The organism is Geodermatophilus aquaeductus, assembly GCF_900182545.1.
GTDB classification, from domain to species: Bacteria; Actinomycetota; Actinomycetes; order Mycobacteriales; family Geodermatophilaceae; genus Geodermatophilus; species Geodermatophilus aquaeductus.
On the sequence record NZ_FXTJ01000001.1, the window covers coordinates 634,482 to 656,777 of the forward strand.

A 22,296-nucleotide genomic window follows, 5' to 3' on the forward strand; every position below is an offset into this window, starting at 1 on the left:
CTACCCAGCCGCCGGCCCGGGAAGCGCGTCAGCCGGCGGCGCGCACGACGCGGTCGGGCCGGACGACGGCGAAGCGGGCCCGCGCGCCGGTCAACCAGCAGGTCAGCGCGCCGTCGACGTCGTCCACCTCGGTGCGCCGGCCCCCAGCGGTGACGGCGACGCGCCCCGGTCCCGCCAGCGCCACCACCGCGGTGCCGGCGCCGAGGACGTCGTCGATGCGGCACTCGTCCCCGCCGGCGCGGACCCGGGCGCGCGGCACGAGGGTCCCGGCCAGCCGGCGCCCGGCCCGGCCGCTCCGGTCGACCAGGGGCCCGGGGCGCAGCGGCGGCGTCCGGCTGTCGGTGGCGTAGGCGGCCAGCGCCGGCACCCCGGCGACGGCGGCCAGCACCGCCCGGCGCACCGGCACCGCGCCCGCTCCCCCGCCGGTCATCAGCCGCCCGACCAGCGCGGCGAGCCGGACCAGCGCCCGGGCGTGCGGCCCGCGCTCGGCCCCGTGGGTGTCGAACAGCTCCTCCCCCGCCGCGCCGGTGACGACGGCGGCGACCTTCCAGGCCAGCTGGTGCACGTCGCGCAGGCCCAGGCCCAGGCCCTGCCCGACGAACGGCGGGGTGAGGTGCGCGGCGTCCCCGGCCAGCAGCACGCGGCCGCGCCGCCACCGGTCGACCACCTGCGCGCGGTGCACGTACTCGGCGGCCCGCACCACCTCGGCGTCCTGCGCCCCGAACGGCGCCAGCAGGCCGGCCAGCGCCGGGCCGGTGAGGTCCGCGGCGTCCTCGCCCGGCCGCAGCCGCGCCTCGAAGCGGTACCGGTCGCCGCTGACCGGCATGAACGTCGCGGCGCGGACCGGGTCGCACACCTGGTGCACGCCGGGCCAGACCGGCAGGGGCACCCGCGCGCGCAGGTCGACCACCAGCCACCGGTCGGGGCGGCCGAGGTCGCGCATGCGCGCGCCGAGGAGGCCGCGCACGGTGCTGTTGGCCCCGTCGCAGCCGAGCACGGCCGAGGCGACGACGTCGCGACGGCGCCCGGTGTCCCGCTCGGCCACGGTCACCGTGACGGACCCGTCCCCCTCCGCCAGTGCCACGACCTCCTCGCCGCTCCGGACCTCGACGCCCTCCCGGTCGAGCGCCGTCCGCAGCAGCCGCTCGAGGTCGGGCTGGTGGAACATCGACGCCTGCGGCCAGCCGTGCCGCCCGGCGCCCTCGGTGCGGCGGAACTCGGCGAGGGTGCGGTGGCGGGCGTCGAGGAGGCGCAGCCCGGCCATGGGCCGGCTGACCGCGAGGAACTCCTCGGCGACGCCGGCGTCGGCGAGCGCCCGCAGCGCCTCGTCGTCGAGGTGGACCGCCCGCGGCAGGCCCGGCGGGTGCGCCCGGCGGTCGAGCAGGAGCACCGGCAGGCCGCGCCGGGCGAGCAGCAGCGCGGCGGTCGCGCCGACCGGTCCGGCGCCGACCACGACCACCGGGGGGACCACCGGCTGCGACGACACGCCGTCCAGTGTCGCCGACCGTCGCGGGTCCGGGCTGGCATCGTGGTGCTGCCATGACATCCACGGGGGCGCCGACATCGACAGAGGCGCCGGCGCCACCCACCGAGTGGCGGCGGTACGGGCGCACGGCCGGGGACCGCTGGCGCACCCTCGTCAGCGGGCTGGGGCAGACGCTGGTGACCGCCGGCGTCGTGCTGCTGCTGTTCGTCGTCTACGAGCTGTGGATCACCGACCTGTTCAGCGCGCGCGACCAGGACCGGCTCGCCGACCGGCTGCAGACCGAGTGGTCGGCGCAGGGGCCGGCCGCGGGCGTGCCGACGACGCCCGCCGAGGTGCCGGTGGGGCAGCCGTTCGCCGTCCTGCACGTGCCGCGGCTGGGCGAGGACTGGTCGCGCGTGGTCCTCGAGGGGACCAGCGAGGACCAGCTGTCGCAGGGGCCGGGCCACTACGCCGGGACGGCGATGCCCGGCGAGCAGGGCAACCTCGCCCTCGCCGGGCACCGGGTCGGCCGCGGCTCGCCGTTCCTGGACCTCGACCGGCTGCAGCCCGGCGACCCGATCGTCGTCGAGGTCGCCGACGGGTGGTTCACCTACCGCGTGCTCGGCGACGCCTCCGGCGACCTGTCGGCGCGCGACCCGAACGGCGTCCCCGGCCAGGAGATCGTGACGCCGGCCGACGTCCAGGTCATCGCGCCGACGCCCGGCGGCACCGCCGACGCCGCACCGACCGGCGCCTACCTGACCCTCACCACCTGCCACCCCCGGTACTCCGCACGCCAGCGGCTGGTCGTGCACGCCGTCCTCGACGGCCCGGGCGTCACCCGCGCACAGGCACCCGACGGGCCGCCGGCCCTGACCGAGGGCTGAGGAGGGACCGCGTGTACCGCTGGATCTGGCGGCACCTGCCCGGCGGGACGGCGAGCCGCTCGGCGCTGTCGCTGCTGCTCGCGCTGGCCGTCGCCGCGCTGCTGCTGTTCGTCGTCTTCCCCTGGGTGGAGCCGCACCTGCCCTTCACCGCGGTGACCGTCGACGGGCAGTGACGTCCCGGCGTGTCCCGGCGCGTTGCAGACCGTTGCGGCCTCTCGACGGCACCCCGTGCTCCCTCTTGACGGCACCCCGTGCCGCACAGAGTCTGTGGCCCGGCGCACACTCCTCGGGAGCGTGCGTACCAGGCTGCCCGCCAGAGTCGGCGGGCCGGACCGAGAGGACACCGGGTGAAGACCAAGGGCGCGATCCTGTGGGGCGTGGGCGAGGAGTGGTCGATCGAGGAGATCGAGCTGGGTGACCCGAAGGCGGGCGAGGTCCAGGTCCAGCTGGCCGCCTCGGGGCTGTGCCACAGCGACGAGCACCTCGTCACCGGCGGCACCCCGGTCGCCTTCTACCCGGTGATCGGCGGGCACGAGGGCTCCGGCGTCGTCACCAAGGTGGGCCCCGGCGTCACGGGGCTGCAGGAGGGCGACCACGTCGTCACCGCGTTCATCCCCGCCTGCGGGCAGTGCCCGCCGTGTTCGAAGGGGATGCAGAACCTCTGCGACCTCGGCGCCAACCTGCTGGCCGGCACGTCGATCTCCGACGGCAGCTACCGCGTGCAGGCGCGCGGCCAGGACGTCATCCCCATGTGCCTGCTGGGCACGTTCTCGCCCTACATCACGGTGCACCAGGCCTCGGTCGTGAAGATCGAGCCCGACATCCCGCTGGAGATCGCCGCGCTGGTCGGCTGCGGCGTGACCACCGGCTGGGGCTCGGCCACCAAGGTCGCCGACGTCCGGCCCGGGGAGAACGTCGTCGTCATGGGCGCCGGCGGCGTCGGCATGAACGCCGTCCAGGGCGCCGCGGCGGCCGGGGCCAAGCGGGTCATGGTCATCGACCCGGTGGCGCGCAAGCGCGAGTGGGCCATGGAGCTCGGCGCCACGCACACCTTCGAGTCGGCCGAGGAGGCCACCGAGAAGGTCAACGAGCTGACCTGGGGCCGGATGGCCGACAAGACGATCATCACCGTCGGCGACATCCAGGGCGAGGACATCCAGGCCGCGCTCACCCTCACCGGCAAGGGCGGCCGCGCCGTCGTCACCGGCATGGGCAACGCCGCCAACACCGACGTCACGCTCAGCCTCTTCGAGCTCACGCTGCTGCAGAAGGACCTGCAGGGCGCGATCTTCGGCGGCCTGGCCCCGCGGGCGGCGATCCCCGAGCTGCTCAGCCTCTACCAGGAGGGCCAGCTCAAGCTCGACGAGCTCGCCACCACGAAGTACAAGCTCGAGGACATCAACCAGGGCTACCAGGACATGCGCGACGGCAAGAACATCCGCGGGATGGTCGTCTACTCCGACTCCGACCGCTGACCCGTCCTCCCCGTGCCCGCCGGCGCTCCCGGCGGGCACGGGGAGCGGCTCATCCGCGCAGCTCCGGGAAGTCGGTGTCCGCGTAGTCGGTGCCGGTCCCGGACGGCGCGGCCCGCTCCTCGCGCTGCCGCAGCTCGACCCGGCGGATCTTCCCCGAGATCGTCTTGGGCAGCTCCGCGAACTCCACCCGCCGCACCCGCAGGAAGGGCGCCAGCCGCTCGCGCGCGTGCCGCAGCACCGCCAGCGCCGTCTCCGGCCCCGGCTCCCAGCCCGGCGCGAGCGTGACGTAGGCCTTGGGCACCGCCAGCCGCACCGGGTCGGGCACCGGGACGACGGCGGCCTCGACCACCGCCGGGTGCTCGATGAGCACGCTCTCCAGCTCGAACGGGCTGATCTTGTAGTCGCTGGCCTTGAAGACGTCGTCGGTGCGCCCGACGTAGGTGATGTAGCCGTCCGCGTCCCGGGTCGCGACGTCGCCGGTGTGGTAGTACCCGCCGGCCATCGCCTCGGCCGCCCGTTCGGGATCGCCCTGGTAGCCGGTCATCAGGCCCACCGGCCGCTGGGCGAGGTCCAGGCAGATCTCGCCGTCGTCGCCCTGCTCGCCGGTCACCGGGTCGACGAGCACCACCGGCACGCCGGGCAGCGGCCGCCCCATCGAGCCCGGCCGCACCTCGGCGCCGGGCGGGTTGCCCACCGACGCCGTCGTCTCGGTCTGGCCGTAGCCGTCGCGCAGGGTCAGCCCCCACTGCCGGCGGACCTGCTCGATGACCTCGGGGTTGAGCGGCTCGCCGGCGGCCAGCACCTCGCGCAGCTGCCCGGGCCCGCCGGAGAGGTCGGCCTGGATGAGCATCCGCCACACCGTGGGCGGGGCGCAGAAGGTGGTGATGCCGGCGTCGCGGATGCGCCCGAGCAGCACGGCGGGGTCGAAGCGGCGGTAGTCGAGCAGGTGGACGGTCGCCTCGGCCGCCCACGGCGCGAAGAAGCAGCTCCAGGCGTGCTTGGCCCAGCCCGGGGAGCTGATGTTGAGGTGCCGGTCGCCGGGCTGCAGGCCCTGCCAGTACATCGTCGACAGGTGCCCGACGGGATAGCTGACCTGCGTGTGCTCGACCAGCTTGGGCCGGCTCGTGGTGCCGCTGGTGAAGTACAGGAGCAGCGGGTCGCCGGCCTCCGTCCCGGGGGAACCCAGCGGCCGGTCGGGGGCGCCGGCCGCGTCGGCGTAGGCCGCCCAGCCGGGCGCCTCGCCGCCGACGGCGATCCGCCCGTAGTCGCCCGGGACGTCGGCGAACTTCGCGGTCTCCGCGACGTCGGCGACCACGTGCCGGGCGCCGGTGCGGGCGATGCGGTCGGCGAGGTCCGCGGGCGGGAGGGCCGTCGTCGTCGGCATGATCACCGCGCCGAGCTTCATGACGGCGAGCATCGACTCCCACAGCTCGACCCGGTTGCCGAGCATGAGGACGACGCGGTCGCCGCGCTGCACGCCCCGCTCGCGCAGCCACGCGGCCACCTGGTCCGAGCGGCGGGCCAGCGCGTCGAAGGTCCAGCTGCCCTCGCCGCCGTCCTCCTGCGCGATGACCAGCCCGGGCCGCTCGACGCCCCGGGCGATCTCGTCGAACCAGTCGACCGCCCAGTTGAACGGCCCCTCGATCGCCGGCCAGCGGAACTCCGCGGCGGCCCGGACGGGATCGCCGCGCAGCGCGAGCAGCTGGTCGCGGGCGGCGCGGTAGGCGGTCGTGGCGGTGCCGGGCATGCGGCGGCTCCTCGGTCGTGCGGTCCTGGCCCCGGCATGGTCGGACGATCGCCCCGCGGCCACCACCCCCGATCTCGCCGGGCGTTGCCGGACGTTGCAGGCGATCCCGGGTTGCGCCGCGACCTGCGATAACGTGACCTGCGTCACCAGCGTTGCGCGAGGAGGCCCGTGTCCCTGCCGGCGGTCGCGCGACCCGACGACCGCGACGTGCTGCGCGCCGCCGTCCGCGAGGTGCACGCGCGCTCCGGGATGAGCGTCGTCTTCGCCGGGCCGGTGCGCGGGCCCGGCTTCCGCATCGACGAGCTGGTCGGCGGGCGCACGCCGCACCTGCGCGGCCTTCAGGTGCGTTCGGGCTCCGGGCTGGGCGGCCGGGTGCTGCGCGAGGGCCGGCCGGCCGGCGTCGAGGACTACGGCCGAGCCCTCGACATCACGCACGAGTACGACGGCCCGGTGCTCGCCGAGGGGCTGCGCACGGTGGCCGCCGTCCCGGTGCTCGTGGCCGGCGTCCCGCGCGCGGTCCTGTACGCGGCCAGCCGCGAGGGCGGGTCGGTGGGCGACCGGGTGCGCGACGCGCTGTCGCGGTCCGCCCGGCGGATGGCCGGCGAGCTCGCCGTGCGCGACGAGGTCGACCGTCGCCTGGCACTGCTGGCCGCCGAGACGGCGCCGCCGGCCGGTGGGGACCCGGCGCGCTGGGAGGAGGTGCGGGCCGTCCACGCCGACCTGCGCCTGGTGGCCCAGGAGACCGGCGACGCCGCCCTGCGCGACCGGCTGCTGTCGGTGTGCGGGCGGCTCGCGGTGCTGGGCGGTGCCGCCGAGCAGGCGCCCGCGGTGCGGCTGTCGGGGCGCGAGCTCGACGTGCTCACCCAGGTGGCGCTGGGCTGCAGCAACCGAGAGGTGGCCGCCCGGCTGTCGCTGCGCCCGGAGACGGTGAAGAGCTACCTGGGCGCGGCGATGACCAAGCTCGACGCGCACACCCGCCTCGAGGCCGTCGTCCGCGCCCGGAGGCTCGGCCTGCTCCCCTGACCGGTGTTGACCATCGGCTGCGTGCGCGCGACACGGGCGGACACGCCGGGCGACCGCGCACGCATCCGATGATCAACCTCTTCAGCCGCCACAGGGGCCGACCCCACGCCCCAGCTCGTTGACCATCGTCTCGTTGCCGCTGACACGCGCCGACACGCCGCGGCGAGCGGCAAGAACCCGGATGTCGACGCCGCCCGCACCTCCACCCCCGAGTTGATCATCGGGTGCGTGCACGCGACACGGGCGGACACACCGGACGACCGTGCACGCATCCGATGATCAACCGCCTCGACCGCCGCAGCCCGACCCGGCCGTCCGTCAGTGGGGCGCGCGGGCCAGGGCGTCGCGGGCGTCGTCGGCGAGGCGGCGGACCAGGTCGCCGGCGGGCATCGGCTCGGCCAGCCCGTGTCCCTGCCCGGCCCAGAGGTTGATCCCGCCGGCGTCCCCGGCCGACCGGGCGGCGGCGCGCAGCGGCGTGGTCAGGTGGTGCACCTGCGGATAGGCGGCCGGGGCGGTCGCGCTGTGCTCGCCGAGGAAGCGGTTGACCAGGCCCCGGGCGCGGCGGCCACTGAACGCGCGGGTCAGCGCCGTCTCCCCGCCGGCGGCGAGCGCCTCGCGGTGCAGCGCGCCGGTGCCGGCCTCGGGGCAGCCGAGGAACGCCGTCCCGAGCTGCGCCGCCTCCGCCCCGGCCACCAGCACCGCGGCCACCGAGGCGCCGTCCGCGATCCCGCCCGCCGCGACCATCGGCAGGTCCACGGCCCGGGCGACGAGGCGCAGCAGCACGAGCAGCCCGTACTCACCGACGCCGTCCTCGTCGCGGAAGCCACCCCGGTGCCCGCCGGCCTCGACGCCCTGCACGACCAGCGCGTCCGCCCCCGCGCCGGCCGCGGCGAGCGCCTCGTCGGGGGTCGTGACGGTGACCAGCACGGTCGCCCCCACCTCCTGCAGCGCCGCGACGACGTCGGGCCGGGGCAGGCCGAAGGTGAACGACACCACCGGCACCCGCTCCTCGGCGAGGACGGCGACCTTCGCCTCCCACGCGTCGTCGTCCCAGCGCGGCTCGCCCAGCTCGACGCCCCGGTGCTCGGCCTCGGCGCGGAGCACGTCGGCGTAGCGGCGCACCGCCTCGTCGTCGCCGCGCGGGCCCGGCAGGAAGACGTTGACGCCGAAGCGCTCCCCCGTCAGCGCGCGGGTGGCCCGGACGTCCTCGCGCACGGCGTCCGGGGTCCGGTAGCCCGCGGCGAGGAACCCCAGGCCGCCGGCCGCGGAGACCGCGGCGGCGAGCGCCGGGGTGGAGGGGCCGCCCGCCATGGGCGCCTGCACGATCGGCCTGCGGAGGTCCAGCACCATGCCGCCAGCCTCTCAGCCGAGCAGGCGGGTGAGCGCGGGGCCGAGGTCGCGCACGGTGCGCACCATCTGCGCCGTCCCCCCGCCCCGGGCGGCCAGCGCGCGGGCCGCCTCCTCCGCCTCCGGCGTGGGCAGCGGGCAGAGGACGTCGAGCCGGTCGATGCCGGCCAGCGCGGTCTCGGGCGGGTCGCCGGTGGTGTGCAGGCAGTCCGAGAGCAGCACGACCACCCGCTCGTCGGCGACCTCGGGCGCCAGCTGCAGCCGGGCGGCCCGCAGCGCTGCCGACAGGTCGGTCATCCCGTGCCCGCGCAGCCCGATCAGGTGCGTGACCACGTCCTCGGCGGCGCGCCGCTGCCCCGGCCGCTGCACGACGTCGACCTCCCGGCCGAAGGTGAGCAGGCTGGTGCGCAGCTTCTCGTCGCCGGTGAGGACGACGCCTGCCGCGGCCACCGCGGCGATCGCCACGCCGAGCCCGGTCATCGAGCCCGACGTGTCGACGGCGAGGCAGACCGTGCGCCGGTGACCGGTCCACCGGCGCGTGACCAGGTCGCCCTCGGCCAGCGGCGTCCCGACGTCCCAGCGGTCCAGCGTGCGGTCGAGGTCCAGGTCGCCGTCGCCGCGGCGGTCGGGCACCAGCCGCCGCGTGCCGCGCGTCCGTGCGCGTCCCACCCGGCCGACCTGCACGAACACCCGCGCGGCCAGCCGCTGGGCCGCCGTCCGCAGCTCCCGGTCGGTCGCCGCGGCGAGGTCGGTGAGCAGCGCGGCCGCGGCGTCGGCGTCCTCGGCCATCAGCGCGGCGAAGGCCTCCTCGTCGAGCTCGCCGACCTCCGGGCTGACCTCCTCGAAGGAGTCGTGCCGGGCGGCCATCTCCCGCCGGCTGGTCTGCCGGCGGCGGCCGCCGCCCGAGCGGTCGCGGCGCAGCGAGGACGGTGAGTCGGTGCCCGCCGGGGACTCCGGCGGGCCCTCACCTTTTCCCTGGTCACCACCACCCGAGGTCTCGCCGGGCGACTGCTGGTCGCCGTCCGGTGGCGGGGCGTCCGGCGGCCAGACGTCGTCGAGGATGTCGTCGATGACCGCCTCGGGCGTGCGCTCCACGCCGTCGGCGACGCGGATCCGCCCCGACAGGGCGGCGTACGCGGCGTCGCGGGCGGTCTCGCGGGCGCCCTCGGCGCCGAGGCCGGACTGCCCGCGGACGTCGAGCAGGCCCCCGAGCAGCAGCACGAGGTCGGTGGCGCCGCGCACCGAGGAGCCCATCCGGACGTCGCGGTGCCCGCGGGTGGCCCGCACCAGCCGGACGGCGAGGCCGATGAGCGCCGGCGGCGCCCCCGTGACGGCGGCGACGATGGCCCGCTCGGCGTCGGCGTCCTGGTAGCCGAGGACGACGCGGCACATCCGGTCGGCGATCGCCTGGCCCACGCGCGCGGTACCGATCGCGTCGAAGGGGTTCATCGCGGCGATGAGCCGGAAGCCGGCGGCGGCGCGCACGTGCCCGAGGCGCGGCACGGTGATCTCGCCCTCGGTGAGCACGGTGATGAGGACGTTGAGCGTCTCCTCGGGGATGCGGTTGAGCTCCTCGAGGTAGAGCAGCCCGTGCCCGCGCATCGCCGTGAGCAGCGGGCCGTCGGTGAAGCTCCCGGGCACGTACCCCTCGGCGAGGACGGCGGCCGGGTCGTACTGGCCGATCAGCCGCGCCGGCGTGAGCTCGGCGTTGCCCTCGACGAAGACGACCTCCTGGCCGGCCTCGGCCGCGATCGAGCGCAGCAGGGTGGACTTGCCCGTGCCCGGCGGGCCCTCCAGGACGACGTGCCGGTTGGTGCGCAGCGCCACGGTGAGCACCTCGCGCTCCCGGCGCAGCCCGATGACCGGGTGCGGCGCGGTCACGCGGTCCCTCCTCTGGTCGGCGCGATCTGCACACACGGGGCCCTCATGACCCCGAGTGTGCAGATCCCGCGGGCGCGGGGCGCGCTCAGGCGGGCGCACCGTCGAGCGGCGGGGTGTCGTAGATGATCACGCCGCGGATGTTCTTGCCGTTCACGAGGTCCTCGTAGCCCTGGTTGACCTCGTCGAGCGTGTAGGTCTGGGTGATCAGCTCGTCGAGCTTGAGGTCGCCGGACCGGTACAGCTCGATCATCTTCGGGATGTCGTGGAACGGGTCGCCCGAGCCGAACAGGCTGCCCTTCACGGTCTTCTCGAAGAGGGTCAGCAGCGAGCTGCTGAGCTCGATGTTGTTCTTCGTCGGGTCGGCCAGGCCGGTGATCACGGCCGTGCCGCCCTTGCGGATGGTGTTCACCGCGTCGGTGACCACCTTCGCGTCCACGACGCCCACGGTGATGATCGCCTTGTCCGCCCCGACGCCGTGGGTGAGCTCCTGGACGAGCTCCTGCGCCTCCTCGGCGGTCTCGCAGGAGTGCGTGGCGCCCAGCTGCTCGGCGGCCTCGCGCTTGTTGGGCAGCGGGTCGACGGCGACGACGTTGCGCGCCCCGGCCAGCGCCGCGCCCTGCACGCTGTTGATGCCGATCCCGCCGATGCCGTAGATGACGATCGTGTCGCCGGGCTCGGTGGCCGCCGCGTGCACCGCCGACCCCCAGCCGGTGGGGACGCCGCAGCCGATGAGCACGACCTTGTCCAGCGGCAGGTCCGGGTCGACCTTGACCGCGGAGTTCTCGCTGATGACCGCGCGCTCGGAGAACGTGCCCAGCATGCACATGCCGCCGTAGTCGTTGCCGTCGTCGTCGTGGAAGCGGTAAGTGCCGTCGGGGAGGTTCCCGATCAGGATCGACGCGCCCATGTCGCAGAGGTTCGACTTCCCCGTCGAGCACCAGCGGCAGTGGCCGCACACCGGCAGGAACGAGCAGACGACGTGGTCGCCGGGCTGCAGCCGGGTCACGCCGGGGCCGACCTTCTCGATGACCCCGGCGCCCTCGTGCCCGCCGACGATGGGGAACTGCGGGACGATGTCGCCGTGCCGCAGGTGCTCGTCGGAGTGGCACAGGCCCGCGGCGACGTACCGGATGAGCACCTCCCCGGCCTTGGGCTCGTCGAGCTCGAGCTCGGTGATCTCGAACGGCTGCCCGGTGTCCCGGAGTACGGCTGCCCTGGTCCTCATCGACGCTCCCGTCCCTGGCCGCCGTCGCCGGCGGCTCCTCCTCGGCCCGGTCATCGTCGGGATCCGGGTGTGACCGGGACCACCCCCGGACGGGGGGAGGACCGCGCCTGCCGTCGGGCTCAGGCGTCCCGCGGTCCGCCGGGGGACCGCCTCGCACCGGCCGGGCGTCTCGACCGGGGCAGGCCCTCCACCACCAGCTCGTAGGAGTTGTGCACCAGCTCGTCGACGAGCTCCCGCGTCACCCCGCCACCGGCACGCACGGTCAGCCAATGCCTCTTGTCCAGGTAGCGGGCGGGGACGACCTCGTCGTACCGCTGCTGCAGCGCCCTGCTGTGCTCGGGCTCGCACTTCAGCGTCACGACGGGCTCACCGGGCGCCTCGGTCGCGAGCAGGAACACCTTGCCGGCGACCTTGAACACCTCGTACTCGGGCCCGAACGGGTGCTCGTGCGTCACTGCCGGGAGCGCCGCGGCGGTCCCCATCGCGATCTCGAGCAGCTCTCCGCCGTCCACGCCGTGCAGCCTGCCGCATGGAGCCGACCGGCGGCCTCAGCCGCGGGGACGCGGCAGGACGCGGTGGGCCTCGCCTGCCCGCGCCGGGTCGAGCGGGACGGCGCTGGTGAGGACGGCGGACCCCAGGCGCAGGACGCCGTCGGACAGCGGCGCGCAGCGCACTCCCCCGCGGCCGCGCATGCCGCGGTGCGCCCCGGGGGCGAGGACGGTGTCCAGCCAGGCGCACGGGTTGGCCGGGCGGCCGCCCCGGAGGACGACGCCGCCCTCGCCGCAGTCCAGCGCGAACTCCTCGCCGCGCAGCGCCTCCACCTCGGCGCCGCGCAGGACCACGTTGCGGCGGGTCAGCAGCGGGTCGAGCGGGCCGCTGCCCAGTTCGGCAGCGAGTGCCTCCACCGACTCGGCGGCCAGCACGGTGACGGCGGCGTCGCGGTGCGCGGCCCGGCCGGCGTAGCGGTCGCCGACGATGCCGTGCCCCGCGCGGACCTCCACCCGCTCCACGCGGTCGCCGTCCTGGGCCGGCACCACGCCGCCCGGCCGTCCGTCGTACCGGTGCACCGGCGAGACCAGCAGCCCCACCACCTCGACCTCGTACCGGTGGACGAGTGCGGCAGAAATGGCCATTTCTGCCGCGCTGCTCACCGGTCGGCGGTGCGGTGGATCGGGCCCTCGATGCCGGTCAGCCGCTCTCCCGAACCGCCCCAGCGCCCCGCGATGATCTCCGCGGCGATCGACACGGCGGTCTCCTCGGGCGTGCGCGCCCCGAGATCGAGGCCGATCGGCGAGGACAGCCGGCCCAGCTCCGCCTCGCTCAGCCCCGCCTCGCGCAGCCGCTCCAGCCGCTCGTCGTGGGTGCGCCGCGACCCCATCGCGCCGACGTAGGCGACCGGCAGGCGCAGCGCGACCTCCAGCAGCGGGACGTCGAACTTCGGGTCGTGGGTGAGCACGCACAGCACGGTGCGCTCGTCGATGCGCCCGGCCTCGACCTCGGCCTGCAGGTAGCGGTGCGGCCACTCGACGACGACCTCGTGGGCGTCGGGGAAGCGGCGGGCGGTGGCGAACACCGGGCGGGCGTCGCACACGGTCACCCGGTAGCCCAGGAACGCACCGACCCGGGCGACGGCAGCGGCGAAGTCGATGGCGCCGAACACGACCATCCGCGCCGGCGGGGCGAAGGAGGAGACGAACAGCGTGAGCTCGTCGCCGCGCCGCTCGCCGTCGTGGCCGTAGGTCAGCGTGGCGGTGCGGCCGGCGGCGAGCATGCCGCGGGCGTCGGCGGCGACGGCGTCGTCGAGGCGCTGCAGGCCGAGGGTGCCCGACGCGCGGTCGGGCCAGAGCACCAGGCGGCGGCCGAGGCGGTCGTCGGGTCCGCGCACGCAGGTGACGACGGCGACCGGCTCGTGCCGGCCCACCGACTCGGCGATCTCCCCGAGCTCGGGGAACGACTCGCGCGAGACCGGCTCGACGAAGACGTCGAGGATCCCGCCGCAGGTCAGCCCGACGGCGAACGCGTCGTCGTCGCTGACGCCGTAGCGCTCCAGCGTCGGGACGCCGGACTCGACGACGTCCTTGGCCTCCTCGTACACCGCGCCCTCGACACAGCCGCCGGACACGCTGCCCACCGCCGTGCCGTCGGGACCGACGAGCATCGCCGCCCCGGCCGGCCGCGGCGCGGAGCGCCAGGTGGCCACGACCGTCCCCATCCCGACCGTCTCCCCGGCCTGCCACCAGCCGACCAGGTCGTCCAGCACCTCACGCACGCGAGATCACTCCTGACAACTCCTCGAAGGCGGCCAGGCTGTGGCCCGACACGAACGCGTCAACCGACGGGAGCGCCGCCTGCATCCCGCCGGTCAGCGGCTCGTAGCCGGCCCGGCCCTTGTGCGGGTTGACCCAGACGACGGCGTGCGCCAGCCGGCGCAGCCGCGCCATCTGCTCGCGCAGCAGGTCGGGGCTCCCCCGCTCCCAGCCGTCGCTGCACACCACGACGACGGCGCCCCGGGCGGTGCCGCGCTGACCCCACCGGTCGAGGAAGGCCTTGAGCACCTCCCCGAGCCGCGTGCCGCCGGACCAGTCGGGGATCGCGGTCCCGCTGGCCGCGAGCGCCCGGTCGGGGTCGCGCAGCCGCATCTCCCGGGTCACGCGGGTCAGCCGGGTGCCGATCGTGAAGACCTCGGTGGAGGCCGGCCGGGCGCGCGCCGCCGCGTGGGCGAAGCGCAGCAGCGCGTCGGCGTAGGGGCTCATCGAGCCGGAGACGTCGACGAGCAGCACCACCCGCCGCGGCCGGGGCCGGGCCCGCCGGTGCAGCAGCCGGGTCACCTCGCCGCCGTCGCGCAGCGCCCGCCGCACCGTGCGCGCCGGGTGCACCGAGCCGTGCGCCGACGGCCGCCGGCGGCGGGCCGGGCGCATCGGCGACGCCGGGCGCACCAGCGCGAACAGCCGCCGCAGGTGCTCGCGCTCGGCCGGGGTCAGGTCGGCGACGTCGCGCTGGCGCAGCACCTCGTCGGCGGACGCGGCGACGGCGAGGTCGGCGGGGTCCTCGCCCTCCTCGCCGGCTCCGCCGCCCTCCTCGAGCGGCGCGCTGACGGCGGTCCGCGGCGGGGCCGACGCCGGGGGGCGTCCCCGCCGCGGGGCCTCGCCGCCGAAGTACGCGCTGAAGGCGGCGTCGTAGCGGTCGAGGTCGTCGGGGCCCGAGCACAGTGTCAGGCGGCCGGCCCAGTAGACGGCGGTGGCGTCCAGGACGTCGAGCGCCGCCACGGCCGCGAGCATGGCCTCGACCCGGTCCGGGGAGGCGCTGACACCGGCGGCGCGCAGCGTGCGGGCGAACCCCAGCACGACGGCGACGACACCGTGACGTGCTGGAACGACCCCGTCCGGAGGCTCGCCCTGAGCTCGCGAAGGGTGAGAGGGACGGGGTCCTTCGTCAGGCGCCACCGAAGAGCGCTCCCCGCGCGAGCGAGTGCACCCGGTCGGTGTCCTCGCGGTACTTGATCACCGCGCCGAGCGTGCGCGCGGCGAGATCGGGGTCGAGGTCGCGGGCGCCCAGGGCGTGCAGCGCGGTGGCCCAGTCCATGGCCTCGGCGACACCGGGCGGCTTGAGCAGGTCCAGCGTCCGCAGCTTCGCCGTCGCCCGGGCCACCTCGCGGGCCAACTGCTCGGTGACCTCCGGCAGCCGGGTGCGCAGGATGGCCACCTCGCGGTCGAAGTCGGGGTGCTCGAGCCAGTGGTAGAGGCAGCGGCGCTTGAGCGCGTCGTGCACCTCGCGGGTGCGGTTGGAGGTCAGCACCACCAGCGGCGGGACGTCGGCGCGCACGGTGCCCAGCTCCGGGATGGAGATGGTGAAGTCGGAGAGGACCTCGAGCAGGAACGCCTCGAACTCGTCGTCGGCGCGGTCGACCTCGTCGACCAGCAGCACGCTCGGGGAGTCCTCCAGCGCCTGCAGCAGCGGCCGGGCGAGCAGGAACCGCCGGTCGTAGAGCGAGGCCTCCAGCGACGCGGTGTCGGCCGTGGCGTGGGCGGCCTCGGCGGCGCGCAGGTGCAGCAGCTGGCGGCCGAAGTCCCAGTCATAGAGCGCCTGGCTGGCCTCGAGGCCCTCGTAGCACTGCAGCCGGTACAGCGGACGGCCGGTGATCGTGGCCAGCGCCCGTGCCAGCGCGGTCTTGCCGACGCCGGCCTCGCCCTCCAGGAACAGCGGCCGGCGCATGACCAGCGCCAGGTAGGCCGCGGTGGCCAGGCCCTCGTCGGGCAGGTAGCCGGTCGACCGGAGCGCGGCGGCCAGCTCCTCGGGGCCGCCGGGGAGGCCGTCGGTCCGGGTCGACGGCGCAGCCGTGGTCTCGGTCACGCCGCCGAGCATCCCACCTGACCAGGGACGCGACCCGGTGCCCCCGCAACGGTTGCAGACGACACGGCGGCCGGCCGGGAGTCGTCGTCTCCGGCCGGCCGCCGCCGCCTGTGCTGCGCCCGGTCAGGTCCGGGCGGTGGTGCTGTTACCGGTTCAGCGACCGATCTTGCCGTCGTTGTCGCGGTCCAGCTTGTCCTTGGCCTTCTGCACGAGGCCACGGTCGTCCTCGCGCCCGGTCGTCCCGGTCGTGTGGCGGCCCGTGCCGGCGACGCCGGCCTCGCCACCCTCGACCTCGATCTCCTCGCGGCGCACCTGCTCGGAGACCTGCTGCTGCTCGGTCACCGTCTGGGTGTCGAGGCGGACGCGCTCGACCGGCGTGGCCTCCTTGGACACCACGGGGCGCTCGGCATGCAGGACGACCTCGTGCTCCTCCTCGGAGATGGCCGGCCCGTCCATGGCGTTGCCGATGTTGGCGTCGGTGATCGGCTCGCGCTCGACCCGGACCTCCTCGCGGGAGACCGGCACGGTCTCGGTCACGTTCTCCGAGACGACGTACTTGCGCAGCCGCGCGCGGCCGGCCTCGACCCGCTGGGTGCCCACGTTGAGGTGTTCCTCGGAGCGGGTCATCGCGTTGTCGGTGGTCGGGCCGGAGGTGTCGTGGCCGACGGTGCCGCGGGTCTCGAGGTCGTCGCGTACGCCGTCACGGTCACGGTCCCGGCCGGCGGTCCCGGCGGTGCCCACGGTCCCGGTGCCGGCCGTCGTCAGGTCCTGCTGCGAGCGGCTCTGGTCCGTCGAGTAGGTGCCGGCGGTGCCGGTGTCCGTCCTCGTGGTCTGCGTCTGCGTGCCCGAGCCGAGGCCGTAGTACCGGTACAGCTCCTGCTCCTCCTGCGGGGAGAGGTGACCGTCGGTGTCGATCTTCGGTGCGTCCTTGACCTTGGCCTTGCTCACGCGGACGCGGAGGCCGTCGTTGGTCAGGTCGGCGTCGCGCAGCGGGACGAAGGACTCCTTGGTGCCGAACAGGCCGGTCCGCACCGTGGCCCACTCCGGCTGACCGGTCTCGTCGTCGAGGTAGACCTCGGAGGCCGAGCCGATCTTCTCGCCCGACTCGTCGTAGACGTCCTGGCCGATCACGCGGCTGATGGTGTCGGTGCCGATCATCGTCGTATCGCTCCCATCTGAGCTGTGGTGTGGCGGTCTCTAGATCAGTGACCGGGCTGGGCGGGGCGAAACGAGGGAGATCGACTCGGACACTTCGGTCGCTGAGCGTGGAGCAGCCGGTCCCGGGCCGGTACCGGCGCGTGCCGGGCGAATCCCCAGGTCACGGCGGGGTCACGGCCGTCAGGAGGGCCACGGACCCATCGCGACGACCCGTCACGCACCGCCACGACGCGGACGCCCGGGCGTGTCGCGCCCACCACAGCGACCCCTCCCCGGCGCGTCTGCCGGGCTCGGGCCCCCGCATCGGCTCTCCTGGGACCGTGCCGCCCCGTTCTCCGTACGACGACCTGGTGCACCCCCGCACGGTCAAGAAGCCCCCGCCGCAGGTGGCCGCCGAGCGCGACCTCGTGGTCGAGGACCCCAGCTCGGGGTTCGTCGGCGCCGTGATCCGCTGCGAGAAGGACGTCGTCCACCTCGAGGACCGCTTCGGGAAGGTCCGCGCCTATCCCCTCGGCCCGGGCTTCTGGGTCGACGGCCGGCCGGTCGTGCTGGTGCGCCCGACGCCGAAGGGCCCGGCGACGCCGACCCGCAGCGCCTCGGGCTCGACCTACGTGGCCGGTGCACGCGCCCGCGTCGCCCGCGAGGGCCGCATCTACGTCGAGGGCAAGCACGACGCCGAGCTGGTCGAGAAGGTGTGGGGCCACGACCTGCGCATCGAGGGCGTCGTCGTCGAGCCGCTGCACGGCGTCGACGACCTGCCCGGCATCGTGCGCGAGTTCCGCCCGTCGGAGGGCCGGCGGCTCGGCGTGCTCGTCGACCACCTGGTGCGCGGGTCGAAGGAGTCGCGGATCGCCGAGCAGGTGACCGGCGCGCACGCGCTCGTCGTCGGCCACCCGTTCATCGACATCTGGCAGGCGGTCAAGCCCTCCGTCGTCGGCATCCGCGCGTGGCCGACCGTGCCGAAGGGCGAGTCGTGGAAGGAGGGCGTCTGCCGCCGGCTCGGCTGGGAGGACGACACCGGCTACGTGTGGGCGCAGCGCATCCTCGCCCGGGTGCGGACCTGGACCGACCTCGAGCCCGCGCTCATCGGCCGGGTCGAGGAGCTCATCGACTTCGTCACGCTGGACTGACGACGACAGCGCGCATGATCAGGTGACCTGATCGTGCGGCGTCCCGGCTCACCGTCGGTGGTGAGCCAGGACGCGTCGCGGTGAGCCAGGACGGTCCTCCGTGGGCTCCCGTGGCGCCCGCCGTCACGATGGGACGACGACGGCCGCCGTCCCCACGCGGGAACGGCGGCCGTCGGCGCGCCGGAGGATCAGCTGGGCACGTAGTCGAACGTGTCCGGGTCGGGGCCGGTGCGCTCGCCGCGGTCGAGGCCGGTGATCGTCGCCATCTGACCCTGGTCGAGCTCGAAGTCGAACAGCGCGAAGTTCTCCTCCACCCGCTGACGGGTCACCGACTTCGGGAAGACGACGTCGCCGCGCTGGACGTGCCAGCGGAGCACGACCTGGGCCGGCGTCCGCCCCAGCGTCTCGGCGATGGCCACGATCGCGGGGTCGTCGAGCACCTTGCCCTGCGCGATCGGCGACCAGGCCTCGGTGACGATCTCGTGCTCGGCGTCGAAGGCGCGCACCTCGTCGTTGGCGAGGTAGGGGTGCGCCTCGATCTGGTTGACCGCCGGCCGCACCTCGGTCTCGGCGAACAGCCGGCGCAGGTGGTGCGGGTTGAAGTTGGAGACGCCGACCGCGCGGCACCGGCCGGACGCGTAGATCTCCTCCATGGCCTTCCACGTCTCGACGTAGTCGACGTCGATCGTCGGCAGCGGCCAGTGGACCAGGAACAGGTCCAGGTAGTCGAAGCCGAGGTCGGCCATCGTCTGGTCGAAGGCGCGCAGCGCGTCGTCGCGGCGGTGGAAGCCGTTGTTGAGCTTGCTGGTGACGAAGACCTCCGACCGGTCGATGCCCGACTCGCGGACCGCCTGGCCGACCTCCTTCTCGTTGCCGTACATCTCGGCGGTGTCGATGTGCCGGTAGCCGACCTCGAGCGCGGTGCGGGTCGCCTCGACGGTCTGGTCCGGCGGGATCTGGAAGACGCCGAAGCCCAGCTGCGGGATCTCGACGCCGTTGTTCAGGGCGATGGTGGGCACGGTGGCCACGGGCTCTCCTCTTCGATCGGGGACGGTGGGCGGCGCGCCACTCCATGGCGCGCCAAGCTCCGTTCGGTCCGCTACCCGCCGACCGCGTCCCCCACCCGTGCCGGTTCCGGCTCGGGAGCGCGACGCAGCAGCGGCGCGGCGGCCAGCGCCAGCACCGCGGCCCCCGCCGCGGCGAGCGCGGGCACGGCGAAGGCCGCCTCGGCGCCCCACGCGTCGACCGCCGCACCGGCCAGCGCGGAGCCCGCGGTGACGCCGAGCGTCAGCCCGGTGTTGGTCCACGACAGCGCCTCGGTGAGCGCGGCCCGCGGAACGCGCGACTCCACCAGCGACGCGCCCGACACCAGCACCGGCGCGACGGCGAGACCGGCGAGGAACCCGGCGCCCACCAGCAGCGGCAGGGAGGACACCGCCCACAGTCCCTGCGCGGCCAGCCCGAACGCGACGGCGGTGCCGAGGAAGCGCCCGGCGAGCGTCCCGCGCAGGCGGGCCACGCCGTAGGCCAGGCCGGCCACCAGGCTGCCGCCGGCGTAGAGCGCCAGCGCGAGGCCGGCGAGCGCGGGGACCCCCTGCTCCTCGGCGAAGCCCACGACGACGACGTCCATGGCGCCGAAGACGGTGCCCACGCCGACGTAGGCGAGCGTGACGACGACCACCGCGGGCCCGAGCGCGGCCCGCAGCCGGGAGGGGCCGCCGGCCGTCGCGGGCACGACCACGGGCTCGGTGTCCCGCTGGCGTGCCAGCCACAGCCCGCCGACCGTGCCGAGCACGATGCCGGTGGTGAAGCCCGCGGCCGGCGCGATCAGCGTGCCGAGCACCGTGACCAGCGGCGGCCCCACGACGAAGACGACCTCGTCGACGACGGACTCGAAGGCGAACGCGGTCTGCCGCCGCTCGGCGTCCTCGAGGGCCGCGGCCCACCGCGCACGGACCATCGCGCCGATCCCGGGCAGGCTGGCGCCGGTCAGGGCGCCGAGGAGGAACCAGGTCCAGCGGGGCGCGTCGCCGACCACGACGCCGACGAAGGCCAGACCGGTGACGAGGTAGGCGGCCATGGCGACCCGCAGCACCCGGCCCTGGCCGCGCCGGTCCATCGCCCGGGACCACAGCGGCCCGCCGACCGCGGCGGAGAGGGCGAGGGCGCCGGAGACCGCGCCGGCCAGCGCGTAGCTGCCGGACTCGCCCTCCACGAGCAGGACGGCGCCGAGGCCGAGCATCGGCAGCGGCAGGCGGGCGACCCACCCGGCGAGGGAGAACCACACGGCGCCGGGGACGGCGAACAGGCGGGCGTAGGGGCCGAGCAGGGGACGGAGGACGGTGCGGGGTGACACGGGCTTCTCGCGCTTCCTGGCCACAGGCGAGTGCGGGTCTGCCCGCCGGGCTCTCGGGTGGCGACCCGACCGTAACAACGCACCGCGGTCCCGTCGTCCGCGTTCACGGCTCGTGTGCGTGTCGTCACGTCAGGTCCATGAACGTTCATGCACCCTGGGCGGCGCCCGTCCCGCCGACCCGAGGAGCCCCGTGGCCCCCACCTCCCGGCCGCGTCCCCTGCGCGCCGTCCTCGTCCTGCTGCTCGCGCTCGCCGCGCTGCTCGTCCCCGGCACCGCCTCCGCCTCCGGCGGCGACGACGGCGCGGCGGAGGGCGCGAGCAGCGGCGGCGACTTCGCCGTGACCGTCAACGGCCGCACGTCGAATCCCGGCGCCGGCAACGAGTACCGCCTGCGCGACACCACGCCCACCGCCCCGATCGCCGTCCGCGGCCGGCACGTCACCTTCACGATCGCCCCGGCCACCCTCGGCGTGTACGACTACACGCTCACCGGCGCCCCGGACCCGCAGCGGATGGTCACCGCGCCGACCGTCGTCTTCGCCTCGAAGGTGCCGGTGCTCACCCCCGCCCAGCTGCGCGGCGTGCGGATCTCGGAGCTGCGGCTGCGCGACGACGTCCTCGTCGTCACGTTCGCCACGGCCTCCGGCGGCAAGCTCAAGGTCCAGGCGAAGGACGCCCCGCAGGGCGGCATCTTCCAGATGGAGCAGGAGTTCGGCGGCGCGGTCGAGTACGTGCACACCCTGGGCGCGGGCCTCTTCTACTTCGTCAACGAGTACACGGGGAAGATCAACTTCGGCAACGGCGTCGCCGCCGACGCCACGCACCAGATGCTGCTCGGCAAGGACAGCCCGCAGGTGGCCACCAAGCTCGAGCAGACGGCCACCACGACGCGCTGGTCGGTCGCCTCGGGCGGCCGCATGGGCGGGGTGCTCGGCGAGGACTCGATCGAACTCTCGGCCGGCGCCACCAACTGCACCAGCGACTGCCAGGCCCGCAACCGCATCCAGGGCTCGGTGCCGGTGCCCCCGGACCCGACGAACCCCACCCCGATCGGCTGACCCGCCGGCGGATGCACCGTCCGCGCAGCGAGTGATCCCGCATCCGCGGCTCCCCTCCACCCCGGGAGCCGCGGATGCGGCGTCCCGGGGATCCGGAGCCCCGAGCAGGGGGACGGCGTCGGCACCCGCGATTACATTGCGATCGTGACCTCCGCCGACCTGCCCGAGCCCCAGGTGCGCCCGTCCGACGGCGTGCCCGGCAGTGGCGGGCTGGTCGACCGGCACGGCCGGACCGCCACCGACCTGCGCGTCTCGCTCACCGACCGCTGCAACCTGCGCTGCACCTACTGCATGCCGCCGGAGGGCCTGCAGTGGCTGCCCAAGGCCGAGCAGCTCACCGACGACGAGGTCGCCCGGCTGGTGGGCATCGGCGTCGAGCGGCTGGGCATCCGCGAGGTCCGCTTCACCGGCGGCGAGCCGCTGCTGCGTCCGGGCCTCGTGGGCATCGTGGAGGCGGCCACCGCGCTGTCGCCGCGCCCCGAGGTCAGCCTCACCACCAACGCCATCGGCCTGGCCCGCGTCGCGCCCGCGCTGGCCGCCGCGGGGCTGGACCGGATCAACGTCAGCCTCGACACCCTCGACCGCGAGCGGTTCAAGCAACTGGCGTACCGCGACCGGCTCGACGACGTCCTCGCCGGGCTCGCCGCCGCCCAGGAGGCCGGGCTCACGCCGGTGAAGGTCAACGCCGTCCTGCTGCACGGGGTCAACGACTCCGACGCACTGCCCCTGCTCGACTTCTGCCTCGAGCACGGCTACCAGCTGCGGTTCATCGAGCAGATGCCGCTCGACGCCCACCACGCCTGGACCCGCGGCCGGATGGTCACCGCCGAGGACATCCTCGAGCAGCTGTCGGCCGCCCACGAGCTCACGCCCGACACCGAGGAGCGCGGGTCGGCGCCGGCCGAGCGCTGGCTGGTCGACGGCGGCCCGGCCACCGTCGGCATCATCGCCTCGGTCACCCGCTCCTTCTGCGGCACCTGCGACCGCACCCGGCTCACCGCCGACGGCCAGATCCGCAACTGCCTGTTCGCCCGCGAGGAGTCCGACCTGCGGACGGCGATGCGCGAGGGCGCCACCGACGACGAGCTGGCCGACCGCTGGCGGATCGCCACCCTGGCCAAGCTCCCCGGCCACGGCATCGACGACCCGAGCTTCCTGCAGCCGAGCCGGCCGATGTCGGCCATCGGGGGCTGAC

At 75.4% G+C, this 22,296-nt stretch carries 20 protein-coding genes; 7 read left to right on the top strand and 13 right to left on the bottom strand.

What is annotated here, in order from left to right:
• Positions 1-28: 28 nt before the first annotated feature.
• Positions 29-1,486 carry a bifunctional 3-(3-hydroxy-phenyl)propionate/3-hydroxycinnamic acid hydroxylase gene (locus FN207_RS03170; RefSeq protein WP_246065715.1) on the bottom strand — a complete coding sequence of 486 codons (1,458 nt, stop codon included), beginning with the start codon at positions 1,484-1,486 and terminating at the stop codon, positions 29-31.
• A gap of 53 nt (positions 1,487-1,539) precedes the next feature.
• Here FN207_RS03170 and FN207_RS03175 point away from each other — a divergent pair, with 53 nt between their 5' ends.
• The 3 genes from FN207_RS03175 (at position 1,540) to FN207_RS03180 (ending at position 3,827) form a co-directional block, all read left to right on the top strand.
• Positions 1,540-2,352, top strand: a complete 813-nt coding sequence (locus tag FN207_RS03175) for a class E sortase (protein WP_142456870.1) — start codon at positions 1,540-1,542, stop codon at positions 2,350-2,352.
• An 11-nt stretch (positions 2,353-2,363) separates the two neighbouring features.
• On the top strand, positions 2,364-2,525 hold the full coding sequence (locus FN207_RS26125; protein WP_185938128.1) for a hypothetical protein: 162 nt from the start codon (positions 2,364-2,366) through the stop codon (positions 2,523-2,525).
• Between the two features lie 174 nt (positions 2,526-2,699).
• Positions 2,700-3,827, top strand: a complete 1,128-nt coding sequence (locus tag FN207_RS03180; protein ID WP_142456871.1) for an NDMA-dependent alcohol dehydrogenase — start codon at positions 2,700-2,702, stop codon at positions 3,825-3,827.
• Positions 3,828-3,876: 49 nt separating this feature from the next.
• On the opposite strand, the gene FN207_RS03185 is transcribed toward FN207_RS03180, so the two are convergent.
• Positions 3,877-5,574 (bottom strand): AMP-binding protein, encoded by a 1,698-nt coding sequence (locus FN207_RS03185; RefSeq protein ID WP_142456872.1) that lies wholly within the window; start codon positions 5,572-5,574, stop codon positions 3,877-3,879.
• 168 nt (positions 5,575-5,742) lie between these two features.
• Between FN207_RS03185 and FN207_RS03190 the strand changes: the two genes are divergently transcribed.
• Positions 5,743-6,597, top strand: a complete 855-nt coding sequence (locus FN207_RS03190) for a LuxR C-terminal-related transcriptional regulator (protein WP_246065716.1) — start codon at positions 5,743-5,745, stop codon at positions 6,595-6,597.
• 318 nt (positions 6,598-6,915) lie between these two features.
• On the opposite strand, the gene FN207_RS03195 is transcribed toward FN207_RS03190, so the two are convergent.
• The 9 genes from FN207_RS03195 to FN207_RS03235 form a co-directional block, all read right to left on the bottom strand.
• Positions 6,916-7,947, bottom strand: a complete 1,032-nt coding sequence (locus tag FN207_RS03195) for a nitronate monooxygenase (RefSeq protein ID WP_142456873.1) — start codon at positions 7,945-7,947, stop codon at positions 6,916-6,918.
• A gap of 12 nt (positions 7,948-7,959) precedes the next feature.
• Positions 7,960-9,825, bottom strand: coding sequence for an AAA family ATPase (locus tag FN207_RS03200; protein WP_221888008.1), 1,866 nt, complete (start codon positions 9,823-9,825; stop codon positions 7,960-7,962).
• Between the two features lie 85 nt (positions 9,826-9,910).
• The gene (locus FN207_RS03205; RefSeq protein ID WP_142456875.1) at positions 9,911-11,050 is read right to left on the bottom strand and encodes an NDMA-dependent alcohol dehydrogenase; all 1,140 of its coding nucleotides are present in this window, start codon (positions 11,048-11,050) and stop codon (positions 9,911-9,913) included.
• Between the two features lie 119 nt (positions 11,051-11,169).
• Complete coding sequence (locus FN207_RS03210; RefSeq protein ID WP_221888009.1) at positions 11,170-11,562, bottom strand: MmcQ/YjbR family DNA-binding protein; 393 nt, start codon at positions 11,560-11,562, stop codon at positions 11,170-11,172.
• Between the two features lie 36 nt (positions 11,563-11,598).
• Positions 11,599-12,183, bottom strand: a complete 585-nt coding sequence (locus FN207_RS03215) for an MOSC domain-containing protein (protein WP_142456876.1) — start codon at positions 12,181-12,183, stop codon at positions 11,599-11,601.
• Between the two features lie 14 nt (positions 12,184-12,197).
• Positions 12,198-13,319, bottom strand: coding sequence for an XdhC family protein (locus tag FN207_RS03220; RefSeq protein ID WP_142456877.1), 1,122 nt, complete (start codon positions 13,317-13,319; stop codon positions 12,198-12,200).
• Positions 13,312-14,394, bottom strand: coding sequence for a vWA domain-containing protein (locus tag FN207_RS03225; RefSeq protein WP_246065717.1), 1,083 nt, complete (start codon positions 14,392-14,394; stop codon positions 13,312-13,314). Before FN207_RS03225 ends, FN207_RS03220 begins: the two co-directional genes overlap by 8 nt.
• Before the next feature lie 88 nt (positions 14,395-14,482).
• Entirely contained in the window at positions 14,483-15,400 is a 918-nt protein-coding gene (locus FN207_RS03230; protein WP_246065718.1) for an AAA family ATPase, read from the bottom strand.
• A 153-nt stretch (positions 15,401-15,553) separates the two neighbouring features.
• Positions 15,554-16,558, bottom strand: a complete 1,005-nt coding sequence (locus FN207_RS03235) for a DUF2382 domain-containing protein (RefSeq protein ID WP_142456879.1) — start codon at positions 16,556-16,558, stop codon at positions 15,554-15,556.
• A gap of 320 nt (positions 16,559-16,878) precedes the next feature.
• Between FN207_RS03235 and FN207_RS03240 the strand changes: the two genes are divergently transcribed.
• Positions 16,879-17,688: a DUF3097 domain-containing protein gene (locus FN207_RS03240; RefSeq protein WP_142456880.1), complete on the top strand. Its 810-nt coding sequence runs from the start codon at positions 16,879-16,881 to the stop codon at positions 17,686-17,688.
• Positions 17,689-17,876: 188 nt separating this feature from the next.
• Here FN207_RS03240 and FN207_RS03245 read toward each other — a convergent pair whose 3' ends face one another.
• Positions 17,877-18,716, bottom strand: a complete 840-nt coding sequence (locus FN207_RS03245) for an aldo/keto reductase (RefSeq protein WP_142456881.1) — start codon at positions 18,714-18,716, stop codon at positions 17,877-17,879.
• A gap of 71 nt (positions 18,717-18,787) precedes the next feature.
• Positions 18,788-20,044, bottom strand: a complete 1,257-nt coding sequence (locus FN207_RS03250; RefSeq protein ID WP_142456882.1) for an MFS transporter — start codon at positions 20,042-20,044, stop codon at positions 18,788-18,790.
• 190 nt (positions 20,045-20,234) lie between these two features.
• Between FN207_RS03250 and FN207_RS03255 the strand changes: the two genes are divergently transcribed.
• Positions 20,235-21,101, top strand: a complete 867-nt coding sequence (locus FN207_RS03255; protein ID WP_142456883.1) for a hypothetical protein — start codon at positions 20,235-20,237, stop codon at positions 21,099-21,101.
• A 144-nt stretch (positions 21,102-21,245) separates the two neighbouring features.
• Positions 21,246-22,295: a GTP 3',8-cyclase MoaA gene (moaA, locus tag FN207_RS03260; protein WP_221888010.1), complete on the top strand. Its 1,050-nt coding sequence runs from the start codon at positions 21,246-21,248 to the stop codon at positions 22,293-22,295.
• The last annotated feature ends 1 nt before the right edge of the window (position 22,296 follow it).

What these genes read in the sequence shown, in the direction of transcription:
- FN207_RS03175 (WP_142456870.1), top strand. Translation starts at nt 1,540, where the DNA reads ATGACATCCACGGGGGCGCCGACATCGACAGAGGCGCCGGCGCCACCC.
- FN207_RS03185 (WP_142456872.1), bottom strand. Translation starts at nt 5,574, where the DNA reads ATGCCCGGCACCGCCACGACCGCCTACCGCGCCGCCCGCGACCAGCTG.
- FN207_RS03195 (WP_142456873.1), bottom strand. Translation starts at nt 7,947, where the DNA reads ATGGTGCTGGACCTCCGCAGGCCGATCGTGCAGGCGCCCATGGCGGGC.
- FN207_RS03205 (WP_142456875.1), bottom strand. Translation starts at nt 11,050, where the DNA reads ATGAGGACCAGGGCAGCCGTACTCCGGGACACCGGGCAGCCGTTCGAG.
- FN207_RS03215 (WP_142456876.1), bottom strand. Translation starts at nt 12,183, where the DNA reads ATGGCCATTTCTGCCGCACTCGTCCACCGGTACGAGGTCGAGGTGGTG.
- FN207_RS03235 (WP_142456879.1), bottom strand. Translation starts at nt 16,558, where the DNA reads ATGATCGGCACCGACACCATCAGCCGCGTGATCGGCCAGGACGTCTAC.